Below are 16772 nucleotides of genomic sequence, written 5' to 3'. Positions count from 1 at the left end.
AGAAAATCCTCTCCTTTTTATTTTTTCACTTTAATTTTCTCCGGCTGATCACTCGGATACGTAGCATTTGTTTTGTTTTCTAGGTCCCAACTAATAATGGTCGCACTATCTCGTCCTAATTGATGATGAACGTGTTCTAAAATATTGTGAACATTTTCTTTAAGCGCTATATTATTTTTATTCATATCACTGTATAGGTTTAATGGCGTTTCATAACGGCGTTCCCCGCATTCTAATACCCCATCTGTCACCATTACAATTCGATTCTTTCCAGTACGTAGTTCACGAATTCCTGAAGAATAGCAAGGAACGGGTAAATCAAATGTGTTTACATTTCCAATCCATTCGTAAAAGTGGCGTTGATTCAATGTATATTGTCCTAATTTATGTAATTCATCATGAAATACATAAACTAAGCAATCACCTATGGAAAGCCACCATATGTAATTTTCTTTTCTTACGCATATTAAGCAAGCAGTTTCACCTTTTACCCTTTCGCACTTTTCTTTAAATGAGCGGGATTGAAATATCGTAAGTATATGATTTTCAACAGATCGAAATACTGTTTCAATCTGTTCATTCATAATTACTTTTATATTTTCATATTCTGCTTGAATCGTACTTACTACTAAATCAACACTTTCTGCACTATTATGTCCGTCTAATATAACGGTAAATTCCCAATCACCATTCGACCAAACTAATGCACCGTCTTCATTCTTTTTTGCTCCGGCACTTATATTTCCGCCGTATTTACCAAGTACAATATCACCATATTGTTTGACTGAAACTTCGTCTAAACACATTTCTCTACTTCCAACCCATGAATATTGTGTATTATTTGTTGTATGCATACTCATTTACCATATACTTTCGTATTCTTTCGCATAGTTTTTTAATTTTCTCTGAATCTCCATGTGGTGCACCAGTCCAATTTGCTACCTCAGTCGGTGACCAAAACTCTTTTGGTGTATTTGGATAACGCGGAATAATGTGCATATGCAAATGTGGTACACCATTACCTGAAACGAAACTGTAAATATGTTCTGCACCTTTGCTTTCTTTAAGCGCTTTACTTACTCTACTTGTTATCAGTCCGAATGCCTTGGCCTCATCTTCAGTTAATTCAGCGAGACCAGGTACATGTCTCTTTATATCAATCATTACATAACCAAGATATGTTTCTTCTGCATCCCAATGGACATGTCCAACGTAAATGAGTTCATCTTCGTAAATAGCTCCACCTGGAACTGTAATGTTCCCTTTATGTTTTTCACAAATGAAGCAGTTTTGTTCTGCTTGATTGTTTATTGGCATATCCATCACCATCCTTTGCATATATAATATCATAAAAAAAGGAAAAACAGGTTTTATATTCCGAAAATTCAATCTCTTGAAATGAGAATTTTCACATTAAAATAATTTACAACTCATTATTTCTTCAAAAGCGTAATCCCCATTCCAACTGCAATCCCAATCGCTATTCCGATTGCTATATTATCATTAAATACACCAGGAATTACACCGATTACAACACCTATAGCGACACCAATTGTCATAGCATCATTTCTTTTTTTATTATTAGCCAAAATAGCATCTCCTCTCATAATTTCTCCCCATATAATATCCATTTACATGAACGTTGCTGTCTACTAATATATTTGCTATTCCGCTTGAAAATTTCCAGAAAATGTACTTTATTACTTTTCCATTCCCCCTACATAATCCTCTTCGTTTGAAAGAATTTTTAAGTCACCATTACATATACATAGGCATTTACTATAAGAAAGATCAGTAATTTATTGAAGGAGGAACGATTCAAATGTATCCTCATTGGAATCCAAATATAAATCAACAATATGCTTACTCCCCCCATCCAGTAAGGAATACACCTCATTATGATTCACAATACATGATGCAGCGCATCGCAAGCCTTGAAAGCCAATTAGCTAAATTAATCTCATTAATCGAAGAAAATAATCAATTAATAAAATCAATGGAACAACAGCAAAACCAAGTTTGTGCACCAGCTGGAGGTTCTGTTATTGTTCGGATGTAATTCGAATTCAAAAAACACACTTTGTAGTATAAAGTGTGTTTTTTGAATTATTTTCTTTTTGTATAAAACCCTTGCGTAATTCGGTCTAATATAATCGCAATCACGACGATAGCAAGTCCAGCTTCAAATCCCATTCCGATATTTACTTGTGTTACAGAACGATATACATCGACGCCAAGTCCTGGCGCTCCTACAAGTGAAGCTGTTACAACCATTGATAACGAAAGCATAATACTTTGATTCACGCCAGCCATGATCGTTCCGGTTGCGAGCGGTAATTGTACTTTAAATAATTTTTGTGATGCGGTAGAGCCAAACGCATTCGCAGCTTCAATTAAATCTTCTGGAACTTGTCTAATTCCTAAGTCTGTAAATCTGATTGTCGGTGGCATAGCAAAAATAACGGAAGCAATAATGCCTGGTACGACGCCTACTCCAAAAAATGTTATCGCGGGAATGAGATAGACGAATGCCGGCATTGTTTGCATAAAATCTAATGTCGGTTTTAAAAATTTTGAGAAACGTTCATTTTGAGATGCTAAAATGCCAATGGGAATTCCGATAATAATTGAAATAATAACTGACGTAAGTACGAGCGCTAATGTTTGCATCGTTTGTGCCCAGTAGTTAATATTTAAAATAAATAATAATCCGATGAGCGTAAAAATGACTAAAGATAATTTCCTCGTTGTGTACCAAATGAGGAAACATAAGATGATAATCATCACTATGGCTGGTATTATTGTTAAAAAATTAGTGAGTAAATCAACAAATCCACCGATAATATAGGAGAATCCTCGGAACAAGCCTTCAAAGTGCTCATATAAACTTGCAACAAATGAATCGACCCATTCGCCTAATGGAATGCGCGGAATATTATTCATCGTCTTTCACCTCTTCCTCAATGTTACCTGCAAGAGCTTGAATGACACTTTCACGTTTAATAATTCCTCTCAACCTTTTCTTTTCATCGATTACGGGTAATGGATATTTCATCTCCGCCATTTTTGCATACGTTTCTTCCAGTAATGTATCTAGATAAACGTGTGGAATATCGTTAAGTAATAAATCAGCAATTGGCCATTGTTTTTTCATTGCTTTACTTGCATCATCCGCTGTTAAAATACCTAAAAACTCATACTTTTTGTTCACAACATATACGGTAGAAACACCTGCATTTCTCATAATTTGCAGAGCTACACGCGGCCCACGATCGATTAATAACGTTTCTGGTCTTTTTAAAATAGATTCTGCCGTAATTACTTTTCCTAAATTCACATCCGCCACGAATTTCTCTACAAATTCATTTGCAGGGCTCATCATAATTTCTTCCGGTGTTCCAATTTGGACAATTTCTCCATCTTTCATTAATGCGATACGATCACCAATTCGAAGAGCTTCATCTAAATCATGTGTAATAAAAATAATTGTTTTTTCCATTTTATCTTGTAACTCTAACAATTCATCTTGCATTTCTTTTCGAATTAGTGGATCTAAGGCACTAAATGACTCGTCCATTAGTAATACATCTGGATTATTCGTTAGTGCCCTTGCAATTCCAACACGCTGCTGCATACCACCACTAAGTTGACTAGGGTAATTATCTTTATGATGATCGAGTCCTACTAACTGTAGCGATTCTAACGCCTTATTTTCTCGTTCCTCTACTGGAACTCCTTGAATTTCTAACCCGTACGCAACGTTTTGTATTACCGTACGATGTGGAAATAAAGCAAACTTCTGAAAAACCATACTCATTTTCGTCCTTCTTACTCTTCGCAATTCTTCTTTTCCCATCGTTGCGATGTCTTCACCATCTATGTATATATGCCCGGCTGTCGGTTTGATTAATTGATTCAGCATTCGAACTAGCGTTGATTTCCCACTACCAGACAAACCCATAATAACGAAAATTTCTCCAGTGTATACTTCAAACGTTGCCTTTTTCACACCAACGTTCATTCCTGTCTCCTTTAAAATTTCCGATTTGCTTTTTCCTTCTTTTAATAAGGTAAGCGCTCGTTGCGGATGTTTCCCAAAGACTTTTGTTACATTTTCAACACGTACCTTTGTATTATCCATGTCACTACTCCTTTTCTACCCATCTATTTACATAGTGTTGCGATTTTACAGAGAAATATTACATAAAAATGACATATATAAGATTTCTTTAAAAATTCTTGTTTCCGTTCATAATAAGAAGGTTCACTTATAGATTAATTTATAAAAAGCAAAAGCTTCACAGGAGGTTTTGAATGCGAAAAAAAATATGGATTATAAGTCTGTTACTATTTATTAGTATGATTTTCACTTCTTGTAATGCAACAAATGCAAATTCGAAAGGAAAAATTAAACTTGGTGTAACAAGTTGGAAAGAAAATATCGCAACCGCAAATATGTGGAAAGTTTTATTAGAAGAAAAAGGCTATAAAGTTGAACTCATGTATTTAGAAAAAGCTGCGATATGGACTGGCGTCGCACGTGGTGATGTTGATGCGAATCTAGAAGTATGGCTTCCTGTTACAGATAAACCATTAAATGCCCGTTACAAAGATGACTTCGTCTTAAAATCAAAATGGTATGAAGGTACTGGGCTTGGTTTAGTCGTCCCTTCTTATGTGAAAAACGTTAACAGTATTGAAGATTTAAATGCACATAAAGATGAGCTAGATAATAAAATTGTTGGGATTGAACCTGGTAGTAGCCTAATGAATTTAACGAATAAAGCAATGAAGGAATATGATATAAAACTAAAACTTGTCCAATCTTCAGAAGCTGCGATGATGAGCGAACTAAAGAAGGCATATACGAAAAAGAAACCAATTGCTGTTACGCTTTGGAATCCTCATTGGGGCTTTTCAGAATTTGACTTAAAATATTTAAAAGACCCTAAGAAAGTATATGGTGAAAAAGATGACATTTATTACTCAGTTCGTAAAGGTTTCGAAAAAGATCATCCGGATATTGTGAAATACTTTGACCAATGGAAAATGAACGATGAACAACTAGGTACTTTAATGGTCATGCTAAATAAAACGAAAGATCCGGAAGAAGCCGCGCGAAAATGGATTAAAAAGAATCAAGCTTTAGTTGATGAATGGATAAAAGAATAAAGAGTGACAAAAACAGGCTAGAGAATTTAGTATATTCTCTAGCCTGTTTTATGTTATTTTTTCTCAATAACTGCATCGACAATTCCATATTCCTTCGCTTCTTCTGCCGTCATAAAATAATCTCTTTCTGTATCATGTGCTACTTTTTCAACTGGTTGCCCTGTTCGCTCTGCGATAATTTTATTTATATCGTGTTTTAACTTTAAAATTCTTTTTGCTGTAATTTCAATCTCCGTTGCTTGCCCTTTTACACCGCCGAGCGGTTGATGAATCATGATTTCACTGTTAGGGAGCGCAAATCTTTTTCCTTTTGCGCCAGCTAATAGTAAAAGCGCACCAAATGATGCCGCAAAGCCCATACAAAGTGTTTGCACATCTGGTTTAATAAGGTTCATCGTATCTAATATTGCAAATCCCGCTGTCGTTGAACCACCCGGACTATTGATATACAGGAATATATCTTTTTCTGCATCTTCCGCTTCTAAAAACAATAATTGTGCTACTACACTGCTTGCAACTTGATCGTTAATTTCTGAACCAATCATAATAATTCGGTCTTTTAATAATCTTGAATATATATCATAGGAGCGTTCTCCTAATTTCGTTTGTTCTATTACGTAAGGAATTACACTCATTATAAATCCCTCCATCTGTTTTATGCCGCATTAAGCATACAACTGTAAGAAGAAGATTGTTTCATACTGAAGAATAACACCGGTTGTATTGATGGTAACTTAGTGAAATCTATTGTTGGGAGAAGTTTCGTCAACAATTCAGGTCTTTCTTCTCGAATAGAAGTTACAACGATTTCAACATCATCCGTGTACTCGACTATTTCAATGCCTTCTTCATTTACAGTTTTCAGCCTATTTCTACTCCTAAATAAAGATGCTTTCACTGCCCCTTCTGATACAGAGCATATTTTTGCAATATCCGCGATACTATATTGAAAAACATCCTTCAATAATAAAATTACGGATTGTTGCACATTTAACGAAGACAATACTTTCCCTACCATTTCATGCAAATCTGCAATTTTTCCATGTGGTTCTTCAAATGTATTTTGCTGTTCTAACTTTTCTTGAACGGATTTTGATTTCATTTGATCTAACCATTGATTTCGAGCAATTTTATACAGAAGCGTTATACAAATTTCCTTCTCACTATACTTTTGAAGAACTTTGCAAATTGCTTCTTGGGCAAGGTCTTCCCCATCCCATTTGTTTTTCGTCAAAAACGTACAGTATCTTTTTACCTCTGCATAATGTGTAATTAAAAAATTTATATTTGAATGATTCATATCGATATGATCCTTTAAAACCTGAGTTACTTTTGTGCACAAAATAACCACTCCTTTTCAGCGCTTACTTAATAAACGATTGAACAAATAAAAAAGTTACGGGGCTTATAATTAATTTTATGTTTATGTTCATGAATACGGGTCATAAATATGTTATATAGCATTTTACATGAGGAGGAATCAATTTGCCAAAATTAACAGTGGAAGGTACCGGAACTTTCGATATTAAAGAAGGAACGAAATTAGTCTTAGCACTTGAAGATAACGGTGTACACATTCTTCATCGTTGCGGTGGCAAAGCAAGATGTACAACTTGTAGAGTTGAAGTCATTGCAGGTGATTTTTGTGAGGCGACAAATGATGAAAAACAAGCTATTACGGAAAAAGGAATTGAAGACCACTTACGATTATCGTGCCAAATGCGTGTACATAAAGATATTACCGTTCGCCCTATACTTACAGTTGAAAATTCCGGTTTAGATGCTGGATCACGCCCGGCGGAGTAAAATGATGAATTTAAAACAGCTTGCAGGCGAATATGCTGCTGGCTTTGTAAGAGATGGTATGACGATTGGACTTGGTACGGGTTCAACCGTATATTGGACGATACAAAAATTAGGTCACCGTGTACAAGAAGGGTTATCTATTCAAGCTGCACCGACATCAAAAGAAACTGAAGTATTAGCAAAACAATTATCTATTCCGCTAATCTCTTTAAATGAAATTGATATACTTGATCTCACAATTGATGGAGCAGATGAAATCAATAATGATTTACAATTAATAAAAGGTGGTGGTGGTGCATTACTTCGCGAAAAGATTGTTGCCACCTCCTCTAAAGAACTTATTATTATTGCAGATGAATCCAAACTCGTTTCACATTTAGGTACCTTTCCACTTCCTATTGAAATCATCCCCTTCTCTTGGAAGCAAACTGAAAAAAGAATTCAATCTTTAGGATGCGAAACGCGTTTACGTATGAAAGATGGCGGACCATTTATAACTGATAACGGCAATTTAATTATTGATTGTATTTTTCCAAATAAAATATTGAATCCAAATGATACACATACAGAGTTAAAGATGATTACCGGTGTAGTTGAAACAGGATTATTTATCAATATGACGAGCAAAGCGATCATCGGAACAAAAAACGGTATAAAAGAATATTAAGCATTTTAAAGGCTGACTTTTACAAGTCAGTTTTTTCTTTTATAGCATTACAGTATGATATACTATGAAAACACATTCATATCACACTAGAAAGGGCTGAACAATTTGCAATCCAAACTCATAACAGAACTTACAGATTTAGAAACTGCCTTTTACATTCGAAAAGAAGTATTCGTAAAAGAACAAGGTGTACCTCTTGAGGATGAATTCGATACATATGACCAAATTGACGAAGTATGCAAACATATATTAGTTTATTATAATGAACTTCCTGTAGGAACTGGCCGTATACGATTCGTTGACGGAATGGGTAAACTAGAAAGAATTTGTATTTTAAAAGACTATCGCAAATACGGATTAGGCAAAGTAATAATCAAAGCACTAGAAGAGATTGCTCGTAACAAAGAAGCAAATAAAGTGAAACTACACGGTCAAACACAAGCTGAAGGGTTTTATGAAAAATTAGGCTATCAAACTTCTTCCGACGTATTTATGGAAGATGGAATTCCACATATTCTTATGACGAAAGTGTTATCATAATAGAAAGGTTACTATATGATTCTACATTATGTATTCGTATAGTAACCTTTCTGTAGCTTATTCGTTTGAAAGTCTCTTTGATGAATATTCTAGATTAATACAAAAAGACGACGCTGAATACGTCGTCTTTTTTATAAGCAGAAAAGTTAACTCTCAAACTTCCTTTTTTTGCATCAAAGCCCATCATCTTTCATTTCATTTTGAGGTAAAGCTTACACTGTTTTCCATAAGGATAAAGCAAAAATCCAGTTTGGATCCCCATGTCCTTCATAATTCTGGACTGCTTCATACACTTTTCCCTCGTGTAAAACTCTATCCCCCTTTTTATATGCTTTCTTTGCATCCCACGCTTCATATGAAGCGCTTTCAGTTTTTGTAGTAATTGTGAACGTATCACTTTGTACGGATTCATTTCCAACTACATCCACTGCTTTCACTGCATATTTATAAGTAGTATTAGCGAGTAAATTTTTATCCATATAAGAAGTCGTATTGGATGTTGCAATTTTTTTCATTGTTCCTTCTATTTCTCTATAAATATCGTAATAGTCTACTCCAACGTTATCATCAGATGGGCTCCACATTAGATCCACACTTGACGCTGTTGTTCCCATGCTATGTAATCCTTTTGGTTGTGTTGGTGCTTCTGTATCAGGAGCTTCAACTGTTGTTTTCACTGTAAGCGCTGTACTTTCTTTCGATACATTGCCAGCTGCGTCAATTGCTTTTACAGTATAAGTGTATTCTGTGCTTGGTTGTAATTTCTTATCAATAAAATAAGTGCCTGGTACTGTGTCAATCATCTCTCCGTTACGGAAGATTTGGTACCCTTTTACTCCTACATTATCCGTAGAAACGTTCCATGTTAGTTCTATACTATTTGCTGTTACTTTTTGCGCCTGAATTCCATTTGGAATACTTGGCGCTTCTGTGTCTGGTTTCACATTATTGATGAGATTCACATCAATTACATTATAGAACGCATTTGCTGTATCAGCTACATCCCATACAGCTAAAATCACATGATATCCACTACGGTCAGTAGGTACATTGATTTTATGAGTTAAATTATTTGAAGCTGCAGAACCATCATGTTGTACAGTGCCAATTGGCTCAAAGTCTGCTCTTGTTAGTGCTTTATTTGGATTCCATCCTTTTTTTGTAATATAGTAGTGCCATTTGCTTGTTAAGTGAGGTGCTGTATACTTCCAAGTAAATCTATTTTCCCCACCAGTGATTGTATTTTTAAACCAACGATTTGCTGTTTGTTGATCTAAAATACCGCCAAATTTTCCACCTGCAGAAGCGATTTGCCCATCAACTGGGCCACCTTGTGGGAATCCTTTTGGAGCTTCTAAACTTTGTGGTTCATACATAACACTTCCGCAGTTTACATTTAGAGAACCATAAGTTGGACTACATAAAGCGGAACGGCTACCAGGCTTTTCAACAAAGCCGTGCGCGTATGCATTTTGAGGAATAAGTGTCGTGCTGATAATTCCAGCTGTTAATGCAACAGCTCCTATACTTTTTTTGTTCATTTTCAAGTTTTGTAGTTGTTTTAAAAATCGATTATTCATGTTCCTGTCCCCTTCTTGTTATACTTCGTAGTGTAATGTGGGCTTTGATGTAAAAGAATAACAAGAGTCAATCTTATTTCGTGTATGCGTAAATATGCATACACCGTCGTAAAGAAACATTTCATTTCTTGTGAAATATTTCACTTATGGAATATATCATGACATAGAAATCACCTAAATGCGTGCAGAAGTTGTGCAGAAACAGTGAAATTACTACTAACACGTAAAACTACATCCTAAATTTATAAAGTAAAAGTGAGCAATAGAAATTGTAGTACTTGTAATGAAAAATTTTAGGTATATATATGGATGAATTGCACCAAGTCGTCTTGAAACCCTTCATCGTTAACTTAAAACGCATGGCAATGTGAGATCACATTATTTTAAAACAACGTGCCATCTCCATTTTCCATATATCTTTCTATCAATACTTTGAAATTACTTATCACTTGTAAACATTTCCGAATCCGTCAATATAGTTTCATAAAATTTATCATATTCTTCACTGTATTGAAGTTTTAACTTTTCTATTAAACTTGTATCTGGTGAAACAATGTCAATAACGTCTGTACTTATATACAATAAATAAGTATCGTTATAAAAAGAAATATACGCTTGCTGACCACCATTAACGACATACTTGCAATACTTATATACTTCATCTTCATGTACACCTTTAATCGTAGTAAATATGATTGTACTTTCAAGATCATCAACGTCTACTTTCGTTTCTGTCCAATTCTTAATCTTCATGAACCTTCCAATTTTTGTTTTCTCATTTATTCTCTTACTTTTACCATATGTTATGTAACCGGAAATAAATGAAACATCAATCGTATCAGGACTTTTAAAAAGTTCAGTCAAAATCCCTCTTAATCCTCTCAAATTACCCTCAAATAATTCTATATCGAATCTAATTCTATTTTTCGCCTCCACTTGAAAAAATGGTGTAGCTGTCATATCAGCAAAATTTACATCTAGTATTTTCATTCTTTCCATTTCATCAATTCCTCGCTTCATATAACATAAAAGTGTCTATATCATTTAATATAGACACCCTTTCACATGTATAGTTTTAATAACGGCCTGTAAATTTAAAAATTTCATCAACAGCTTGCTTATACCCACCTGATTTTCGGAGAGACTCCTTCAAATTCAAAGCAGCTTCTTTACATGACGGATTATTTAATACTATTTCTACACTTTCACTTAGTTGATCCGCAGTTAATCCTTGCATTTGCAATTTAACTCCTGCCCCGAGACTCTCCACTTGCTTTGCGATTACTGGCTGATCTGCACTTTGCGGAATTACAACGAGTGGAACACCGTTATATACCCCTTCATGCGTACTGTTCATACCGCCGTGTGTAATAAATAGTTTCGTATATTTGAGAAGTTCAGTTTGTGGTACATAGTTTTTCACAATGAAGTTTTTAGGGATATTACCTAAATCACTTATTTCCGTTTTGTTGCCAATAGACATAACAATTGTATGCTTACTATTCTCGAACGCCTTCATACAAAGTTTATAAAAATCAAGCGCTTCATTAAAAACAGTACCTAATGAAATGTAAATCAGGCTTTTTTCTTCAATTGAAGTGTAATCAAAACCTTCATTTTTCACTTGTGTAGAGATAGATGGACCCACAAATTTGAATGTTTCATTAAATGTATCCCCAAAAGGTTGGAACTCCTTAATTGTATACACAATAGTAAGTGAAGCTGGATTACAGAAAACTTCATACGGTGAGTTTATATTAACACCATATTTTTCTGTAATTCCATTAGTTAAGTTTTCAAAATCATTATGTATTCTATCCTGAACTTCCAGTGGGATATTTTTAGAAAGATGGTCTAACATTTGTTTAAATGATTTTTCATCTTGTGCAAAAGATGTGCATGAATTTATGGCTGGAAGATTAAGAATTTGAGCAATTAAGCGGCCACAGCCAAACATCGAATCATGAATAATATAATCAAAATGTTCACCTTCAATTTGTTCTAGAACACTAGGTATTACAATATCAGCTGTATATAGAAGGCCGTTTATTCTTTCCTGTAAATAATTTCGACCACCGGAAAGAAATGCTTTTATAAATTTTTCATCATCAATCGTTCGTACAGTAGCGCCTGTCTTCTCAATACGCTCCCTGAAAGCCTCTATTGAAAAATAAACTACCTCTTCACCGCGAGAAATCAGTTCTTCTACAACATGTAATGTTGGATTTATATGTCCTTCTGATCCAGCGTTAATGAATAAAACACGTGCCATTCAAAACACTCCTTAAATTTTAAAATTTCTATGTTGTAAAGAGTATGGATACTTTCCATACTCTTTACGGAGTTATATGTATCATTTTCCTGCTAAATTGACCTAGCAAGCCTAAAACCGAGATCATCTATATGAAATGTAGGATGACTACGACGGCGACAGGTAGCACCGCACCCTCTCGCTTCTTCAGCCCAGCTACCGCCTCGGAAAATTCGGTACGATCCATATACCTTTTCATCATACAAATCATAACACCATTCCCAAACATTCCCTAACATATCATATACTCCCCATGCATTCGGTTCTTTTTTACCGACCTCATGAATTTTCCCATCCGAGTTTTTATTATACCAAGCTATCTTATCAAGTTCTCCATATGTATACCCAGTAGTCCCTGCTTTACATGCATATTGCCACTCTCCCTCAGAAGGTAATCGGTAGCCGTTGGACTCTACATTACAACTAACCTTTTGACCGCCATCACTAATAGAATAATATTCTTTTAATCCCGCTTTTTTTGAAAGTAAATTACAAAATATAATCACATCATTCCAAGAAGTATTAACAACGGGTTTATGATTGCCTAGAAAAGAATTTGATGATTCATTTATAACAGTATAATATAATTCCATCGTTACAGTATATTGTGCAAGAAGAAACGGCTTAATTTGGGCCTTCCATTCTCTTTTAATTCGATCGTCTCTTAAAACTATCTCCCCTGCTGGGATTTTTACCATATAAGAATCAATCAAGCGAATTATTTCATTCAATATTATTCCTCCATTCAAAATGGAACATAATTTAATGTTTTTAATGCACCAATTTATACTTACTGCACTTCCTTTATGAATCGTTGAACCTCATTTGGTGTTTTTAAAATAATAATTCTTTTATCCTTATTGAATTGATCGAGTCTTTTTAAAATTGCAGGTCTTTTCGACTTAGGATATTCCCATATCCATTTGAAAAATTGCAAGTCAAATCTTTCTTCACATCCAGCCCCCATATCCGGTCTTGTTTTATTCCGATATTGCACAATTCTTTTAAAAGCACGATAAACACAAATTGTTCTATGAATATCAAGAAAGATAATTGTATCAGCTGCGTTAATTCTTATGTCCATTGTCCCGCCATAATTCCCATCAATAATCCACTTTTCCCCTTTAACTAATTCATTTTGAACCGTTCTTTGCTCCTCTTTCGGTACACCCTCCCAATTTGGTTTCCAAAATAGTGCATCAAGATGATGCACCTTAATATTTAATTTATTCCCTAACTGTTTTGCTAATGTAGATTTTCCTGAACCACCAGGACCTATTAATATTATTTTTTTCATAAATACCCCTTTTTACATCTTTTATTTCTTCCGTAGCATAAACTCACCAAGCATTCCTACTCCAACACCAATTGTGTAAGCCACTAAATCACTCCATAAAAATCCGTAACCTAATACGAGTCCACCTAAAGTCGTTGCGCGAATGCTATCAATCCATTCCGCATGGTACAATTGGCTAATTTCAATCCCGTAGCAAAATATCAAACTAATAAAAGCTAATTTCTTCATTTCTATTTTAGGAAACAAAAATCCGAATCCAGTAAAAATCATTAATGCCCATAAAGCATCACCTAAGTACTCATTTAACAAATCTGGTAACGCAAAAGCAAACTTTCTTGAACTAAGACCTAAAATAATAACAACTATAGTAAACACCGCATATAGTAATCTATTTCGTTTCGTATTCATTTCAAAATCCCCTAATATATAATGTAAAACTGCAAATAGCTAGTAAAATATAATCATTTTACTAGCTATTTATAGTCGACTTCACTTTGTATTTAATCCAATAACTCTTGCTGCTTTTTCTTTGAAAATGATTGTAATACTAAATCATACGACCAATCTATCATTTTATTAATTTGTTCTTGCCCCACATCCTTATGTATGTACACTGTATTCCAATGCTTTTTATTCATATGATATCCAGGAATTATTGTTTCTGGGTAATCTTCTCTTATTCGTAAAGAGAGTTCTGGATCACATTTTAATGTAATCGCAGCTTTTTCCCCTTCTTCATGGTTCACTATCGCAAATATTTTACTATTGAGCCTCATACATGTTGCACTCCAGCCATCTGGAGAATCTTCTGTCGCTTTTCTTTTCGATAAACAATATGCTCTTGTTGCATTCATTCTAATTGGCACCTCTTATTCTTTTACTATTTGATTACGATGCATCACAATTTGCTTCGTCGCTTTAAATTGCTGTTCACCATAGAACTTTATTAGTTTCTCTCCGCAAAATAGACTAACAATATCAATATCGGATACCTCTTGAAGTAACATTGTAAGCATCTTCTCACCAATTCCCTTGTTTCTTACACTCTCATGTACGACAACATCTTCAATATACGCCCGAAAAACACCGTCAGTAACAACTCTAGCAAATCCAATTAATTCGTTTTCTTCCCATACTCCAATTGCTATACTATTCTTTAACATTTTTTGAATATCGACTTCTTTTCTTTCTGGCCACCAACCTACAGAATCGTAAAGTTTCTTTATTTTTTCTACACAGATTGGTTGTTCATGTTGTAATTTATACGTGTACATTTTTTCTCCCCTAAACTAGTGTACATAATATTATTATAATCTCTTTTCTAAAAAGTGTTGACTATGCCCTTTAGGATGATCTTCAACAACACCATATTCTCGGTATCCGTGCTTTTTATAAAAATCTGGTGCTTGGAAACTAAATGAATCTAGTAAAATGAGTCTACATCCTTTTTCCATCGCAATTTCTTCTATTTTATGTAACAATTGACTACCATAACCATCATGACGAACAGATTCATCAACCCATAAAAAATCTATATGAAGATGATAAAAATACATCGTTCCTGTTACCCCGCCAAAGATTTTTCCTTCCTCATCTTTCACTACAAAACTTACTTGTTCCATGGGCTGTTTTACTTCATCTGTTAAGATAGACATATTATATTGAATTACTTTATTTTTAATGTATTCACCTTCAGTGCGAGTACCGTTCTCTATGCTTTTCATATATTTCCTCCTTTCAACTTAGTAAGCTACATTTAATTTTTACTTCTTCTCTTTAATATACTGATGAATATAAATCCAGCATATGTAACAAAGCATGAAAAACCAATTATGCCTGGTACAGAGACATAGCCTATTCTCACATAACTTATAACGGCAAAACTAGCAATTAATAATAAAATAGATGGCCAAAAAATAAGTGCTGTTTGGAGTAAAGCCATGTTCCTTATATATTATAGAATGGGTTTATATTTGTGTCATAAGGGCTTATGCTTATTTTTATTTTTAAAGGCTTTTTCCTTATACCTGCGTGTTAGCTAATTCATAAACTATAAAGTGTAAGTGGGTGAATGATAAGGATGGTGTAAAAATGAGTAAATTTAAAAAGAAATTTCATATCCCGTGCGAATGTTTCGGCCCCCCTATACCTCCACCTGAAATTGGTCCAACAGGTCCAACAGGTCCAACGGGTCCAACGGGTCCAACGGGTCCAACAGGTCCAACAGGTCCAACAGCAGTAGGATGTTGTCCATGTAATAATATTCTTGACAACCCTGGATTTGACGAGCCGGCAGTAGTAGGAGATCCAGTTCCAGGTTGGAATCAAGCAGGTTCTGTTTCAGAAGTAGGGTTTCCAAACGTTCATAGTGGCCGGTTTCTGTCAAATGGTTCATTTAGTCTCTTAGCTGCATCAATTAATCCAGGTGGAAGTATTAATCAAACAGTTGATGTTGACGCAGGTTGTTGTTATACGTTTTCTTTTGCTGCAGATGTAAGGGATGGTGCATTTCTTATAGCTTCAGTATCTTTCCCAGAACTTGGGCAAGCATGTCCTCCTGCCCCTGTAACTCTTGGTCCATTAAACATTCCACATATTGTACCAGTTATGAATCAACCACAATCTCTTTTCCAACATTATATTCTTGTTGTGTGTATACCTGCTACTGTAACTACAGCATGTATTTCTTTCCAAAATACTGCTACAGGGGGAGAAGGCGCAACAGCTTTTGTTGACAATGTTGTATTTCAACCTACTGGTGGACCTTGTACTTCATGTACACAAAATTTCTAATGTATTGAAGTACTTGAAGCTTTTCGTTTTGCTGGCGGATCACAAAACCATTAAGGAGAGCCTTTGTGCTCTCTTTTTATGTTAGAAATCACCAGACACTCCCATATGCTGAGCGCATTACCTTATAGTCCCGATATATATGAGGGATTCACCTTTGTAAACGGCATACTCCTTTAGGTGCACTATTCTCCTCCCTGCTATTAAAATAACGTTTTTATTCAATTATCGGTTACAACGTTTGTTTCACTTGTCATCTTATATTCTTTATATAAGCACTTCAAAGCTTCTAGAATTGTTTCATCAACCTCTTTATTATCAAATCGATTAGGTAAATCCTTTCCCCCAATTACATAAAGAAACGGAAATTCATGAAACATTCCTATTATACCAATATTTATTGTAGCCGTGGATAATCCGCCTGTCATATGTGCTAGATGATAATAAGGTATACCTGCCTTATATCGTTTTATCATCTTCTCAAAATTCGATATAGAATATAAGAATCCTTTTTTGTTAAATGATAATCATGAATACAATAAGAAAAAGATAGCATGAAATTTCTTCACACTACCTTTTAAAATTAATTATTACGCATAACGAATACAT

At 34.6% G+C, this 16772-nt stretch carries 22 protein-coding genes and 1 pseudogene; 6 read left to right on the top strand and 17 right to left on the bottom strand.

The genetic code is table 11. The annotated features are described in order from the left end of the window. Positions 1-17: 17 nt before the first annotated feature. The 3 genes from MKX66_RS06180 to MKX66_RS06170 form a co-directional block, all read right to left on the bottom strand. Entirely contained in the window at positions 18-854 is an 837-nt protein-coding gene (locus MKX66_RS06180) for a PP2C family serine/threonine-protein phosphatase (RefSeq protein WP_341087616.1), read from the bottom strand. Next, positions 838-1329: an HIT family protein gene (locus MKX66_RS06175; protein ID WP_078185648.1), complete on the bottom strand. Its 492-nt coding sequence runs from the start codon at positions 1327-1329 to the stop codon at positions 838-840. Before MKX66_RS06175 ends, MKX66_RS06180 begins: the two co-directional genes overlap by 17 nt. A gap of 104 nt (positions 1330-1433) precedes the next feature. Continuing rightward, positions 1434-1607 (bottom strand): hypothetical protein, encoded by a 174-nt coding sequence (locus tag MKX66_RS06170; protein WP_002085128.1) that lies wholly within the window; start codon positions 1605-1607, stop codon positions 1434-1436. A gap of 215 nt (positions 1608-1822) precedes the next feature. Here MKX66_RS06170 and MKX66_RS06165 point away from each other — a divergent pair, with 215 nt between their 5' ends. After that, positions 1823-2059 carry a hypothetical protein gene (locus tag MKX66_RS06165; RefSeq protein WP_215589750.1) on the top strand — a complete coding sequence of 79 codons (237 nt, stop codon included), beginning with the start codon at positions 1823-1825 and terminating at the stop codon, positions 2057-2059. A 47-nt stretch (positions 2060-2106) separates the two neighbouring features. Here the strand turns inward: MKX66_RS06165 and MKX66_RS06160 are convergent, their stop codons facing one another. Together MKX66_RS06160 and MKX66_RS06155 are read right to left on the bottom strand one after the other, a co-directional pair. Then, positions 2107-2943: an ABC transporter permease gene (locus MKX66_RS06160; RefSeq protein WP_002127727.1), complete on the bottom strand. Its 837-nt coding sequence runs from the start codon at positions 2941-2943 to the stop codon at positions 2107-2109. Continuing rightward, positions 2936-4141, bottom strand: a complete 1206-nt coding sequence (locus MKX66_RS06155) for a quaternary amine ABC transporter ATP-binding protein (protein ID WP_002013036.1) — start codon at positions 4139-4141, stop codon at positions 2936-2938. The genes MKX66_RS06160 and MKX66_RS06155 overlap by 8 nt, the downstream gene beginning before the upstream one ends. A gap of 173 nt (positions 4142-4314) precedes the next feature. Here MKX66_RS06155 and MKX66_RS06150 point away from each other — a divergent pair, with 173 nt between their 5' ends. Continuing rightward, the gene (locus MKX66_RS06150; protein ID WP_002085124.1) at positions 4315-5172 is read left to right on the top strand and encodes a glycine betaine ABC transporter substrate-binding protein; all 858 of its coding nucleotides are present in this window, start codon (positions 4315-4317) and stop codon (positions 5170-5172) included. Between the two features lie 53 nt (positions 5173-5225). Here MKX66_RS06150 and clpP read toward each other — a convergent pair whose 3' ends face one another. Then, positions 5226-5807, bottom strand: a complete 582-nt coding sequence (gene clpP, locus MKX66_RS06145) for an ATP-dependent Clp endopeptidase proteolytic subunit ClpP (RefSeq protein WP_002085123.1) — start codon at positions 5805-5807, stop codon at positions 5226-5228. 20 nt (positions 5808-5827) lie between these two features. Beyond that, the gene (locus MKX66_RS06140) at positions 5828-6514 is read right to left on the bottom strand and encodes an RNA polymerase subunit sigma-70 (protein ID WP_002127730.1); all 687 of its coding nucleotides are present in this window, start codon (positions 6512-6514) and stop codon (positions 5828-5830) included. Positions 6515-6657: 143 nt separating this feature from the next. On the opposite strand from MKX66_RS06140, the gene MKX66_RS06135 reads away from it, so the two are divergent. The 3 genes from MKX66_RS06135 to MKX66_RS06125 all read left to right on the top strand — a co-directional run bounded on the left by MKX66_RS06135 (position 6658) and on the right by MKX66_RS06125 (position 8185). Continuing rightward, positions 6658-6978, top strand: a complete 321-nt coding sequence (locus MKX66_RS06135; RefSeq protein ID WP_002189833.1) for a 2Fe-2S iron-sulfur cluster-binding protein — start codon at positions 6658-6660, stop codon at positions 6976-6978. A 4-nt stretch (positions 6979-6982) separates the two neighbouring features. Beyond that, positions 6983-7645, top strand: a complete 663-nt coding sequence (gene rpiA / locus MKX66_RS06130; protein ID WP_002136714.1) for a ribose 5-phosphate isomerase A — start codon at positions 6983-6985, stop codon at positions 7643-7645. Between the two features lie 105 nt (positions 7646-7750). After that, entirely contained in the window at positions 7751-8185 is a 435-nt protein-coding gene (locus MKX66_RS06125) for a GNAT family N-acetyltransferase (protein WP_193653484.1), read from the top strand. A gap of 212 nt (positions 8186-8397) precedes the next feature. Here MKX66_RS06125 and MKX66_RS06120 read toward each other — a convergent pair whose 3' ends face one another. The 9 genes from MKX66_RS06120 to MKX66_RS06080 form a co-directional block, all read right to left on the bottom strand. Continuing rightward, positions 8398-9765 carry a lytic polysaccharide monooxygenase gene (locus MKX66_RS06120; protein ID WP_341085786.1) on the bottom strand — a complete coding sequence of 456 codons (1368 nt, stop codon included), beginning with the start codon at positions 9763-9765 and terminating at the stop codon, positions 8398-8400. A 438-nt stretch (positions 9766-10203) separates the two neighbouring features. Next, positions 10204-10764, bottom strand: a complete 561-nt coding sequence (locus tag MKX66_RS06115; RefSeq protein WP_002165644.1) for a hypothetical protein — start codon at positions 10762-10764, stop codon at positions 10204-10206. A gap of 76 nt (positions 10765-10840) precedes the next feature. Further along, positions 10841-12037 carry a macrolide family glycosyltransferase gene (locus MKX66_RS06110; RefSeq protein WP_341085785.1) on the bottom strand — a complete coding sequence of 399 codons (1197 nt, stop codon included), beginning with the start codon at positions 12035-12037 and terminating at the stop codon, positions 10841-10843. A gap of 92 nt (positions 12038-12129) precedes the next feature. After that, positions 12130-12807 carry a formylglycine-generating enzyme family protein gene (locus MKX66_RS06105; protein ID WP_002127738.1) on the bottom strand — a complete coding sequence of 226 codons (678 nt, stop codon included), beginning with the start codon at positions 12805-12807 and terminating at the stop codon, positions 12130-12132. Between the two features lie 59 nt (positions 12808-12866). Next, on the bottom strand, positions 12867-13373 hold the full coding sequence (locus MKX66_RS06100; protein ID WP_215589753.1) for a DNA topology modulation protein: 507 nt from the start codon (positions 13371-13373) through the stop codon (positions 12867-12869). A 21-nt stretch (positions 13374-13394) separates the two neighbouring features. Then, on the bottom strand, positions 13395-13781 hold the full coding sequence (locus MKX66_RS06095) for a ribosomal maturation YjgA family protein (protein ID WP_002127740.1): 387 nt from the start codon (positions 13779-13781) through the stop codon (positions 13395-13397). A 92-nt stretch (positions 13782-13873) separates the two neighbouring features. Further along, positions 13874-14227: an MmcQ/YjbR family DNA-binding protein gene (locus MKX66_RS06090; RefSeq protein WP_341085784.1), complete on the bottom strand. Its 354-nt coding sequence runs from the start codon at positions 14225-14227 to the stop codon at positions 13874-13876. A gap of 15 nt (positions 14228-14242) precedes the next feature. Continuing rightward, entirely contained in the window at positions 14243-14647 is a 405-nt protein-coding gene (locus MKX66_RS06085) for a GNAT family N-acetyltransferase (protein ID WP_060751382.1), read from the bottom strand. A gap of 33 nt (positions 14648-14680) precedes the next feature. Next, positions 14681-15097 (bottom strand): GNAT family N-acetyltransferase, encoded by a 417-nt coding sequence (locus MKX66_RS06080; protein WP_193653490.1) that lies wholly within the window; start codon positions 15095-15097, stop codon positions 14681-14683. A 367-nt stretch (positions 15098-15464) separates the two neighbouring features. Between MKX66_RS06080 and MKX66_RS06075 the strand changes: the two genes are divergently transcribed. Next, positions 15465-16166 carry a collagen-like protein gene (locus tag MKX66_RS06075; RefSeq protein WP_326997333.1) on the top strand — a complete coding sequence of 234 codons (702 nt, stop codon included), beginning with the start codon at positions 15465-15467 and terminating at the stop codon, positions 16164-16166. A 218-nt stretch (positions 16167-16384) separates the two neighbouring features. On the opposite strand, the pseudogene MKX66_RS06070 reads toward MKX66_RS06075, so the two are convergent. Next, positions 16385-16618 (bottom strand): annotated as a pseudogene (locus MKX66_RS06070) (serine hydrolase); the annotation flags it as partial. Positions 16619-16772 lie beyond the last annotated feature (154 nt).

The sequence above is a fragment of the Bacillus sp. FSL R9-9530 genome, from assembly GCF_038008145.1.
GTDB classification, from domain to species: Bacteria; Bacillota; Bacilli; order Bacillales; family Bacillaceae_G; genus Bacillus_A; species Bacillus_A mycoides.
This window is presented reverse-complemented; position numbering and strand designations above follow the sequence as displayed.

Coding starts and splice junctions, on each gene's coding strand:
- MKX66_RS06085 (WP_060751382.1), bottom strand. CDS start 14,647: ATGTACACGTATAAATTACAACATGAACAACCAATCTGTGTAGAAAAA.
- MKX66_RS06175 (WP_078185648.1), bottom strand. CDS start 1,329: ATGGTGATGGATATGCCAATAAACAATCAAGCAGAACAAAACTGCTTC.
- MKX66_RS06115 (WP_002165644.1), bottom strand. CDS start 10,764: ATGGAAAGAATGAAAATACTAGATGTAAATTTTGCTGATATGACAGCT.
- MKX66_RS06155 (WP_002013036.1), bottom strand. CDS start 4,141: ATGGATAATACAAAGGTACGTGTTGAAAATGTAACAAAAGTCTTTGGG.
- MKX66_RS06120 (WP_341085786.1), bottom strand. CDS start 9,765: ATGAATAATCGATTTTTAAAACAACTACAAAACTTGAAAATGAACAAA.
- MKX66_RS06150 (WP_002085124.1), top strand. CDS start 4,315: ATGCGAAAAAAAATATGGATTATAAGTCTGTTACTATTTATTAGTATG.
- MKX66_RS06090 (WP_341085784.1), bottom strand. CDS start 14,227: ATGAATGCAACAAGAGCATATTGTTTATCGAAAAGAAAAGCGACAGAA.
- rpiA (WP_002136714.1), top strand. CDS start 6,983: ATGAATTTAAAACAGCTTGCAGGCGAATATGCTGCTGGCTTTGTAAGA.
- MKX66_RS06095 (WP_002127740.1), bottom strand. CDS start 13,781: ATGAATACGAAACGAAATAGATTACTATATGCGGTGTTTACTATAGTT.
- MKX66_RS06160 (WP_002127727.1), bottom strand. CDS start 2,943: ATGAATAATATTCCGCGCATTCCATTAGGCGAATGGGTCGATTCATTT.
- MKX66_RS06165 (WP_215589750.1), top strand. CDS start 1,823: ATGTATCCTCATTGGAATCCAAATATAAATCAACAATATGCTTACTCC.
- MKX66_RS06080 (WP_193653490.1), bottom strand. CDS start 15,097: ATGAAAAGCATAGAGAACGGTACTCGCACTGAAGGTGAATACATTAAA.
- MKX66_RS06170 (WP_002085128.1), bottom strand. CDS start 1,607: ATGAGAGGAGATGCTATTTTGGCTAATAATAAAAAAAGAAATGATGCT.
- MKX66_RS06075 (WP_326997333.1), top strand. CDS start 15,465: ATGAGTAAATTTAAAAAGAAATTTCATATCCCGTGCGAATGTTTCGGC.
- MKX66_RS06110 (WP_341085785.1), bottom strand. CDS start 12,037: ATGGCACGTGTTTTATTCATTAACGCTGGATCAGAAGGACATATAAAT.
- MKX66_RS06100 (WP_215589753.1), bottom strand. CDS start 13,373: ATGAAAAAAATAATATTAATAGGTCCTGGTGGTTCAGGAAAATCTACA.
- MKX66_RS06180 (WP_341087616.1), bottom strand. CDS start 854: ATGCATACAACAAATAATACACAATATTCATGGGTTGGAAGTAGAGAA.
- clpP (WP_002085123.1), bottom strand. CDS start 5,807: ATGAGTGTAATTCCTTACGTAATAGAACAAACGAAATTAGGAGAACGC.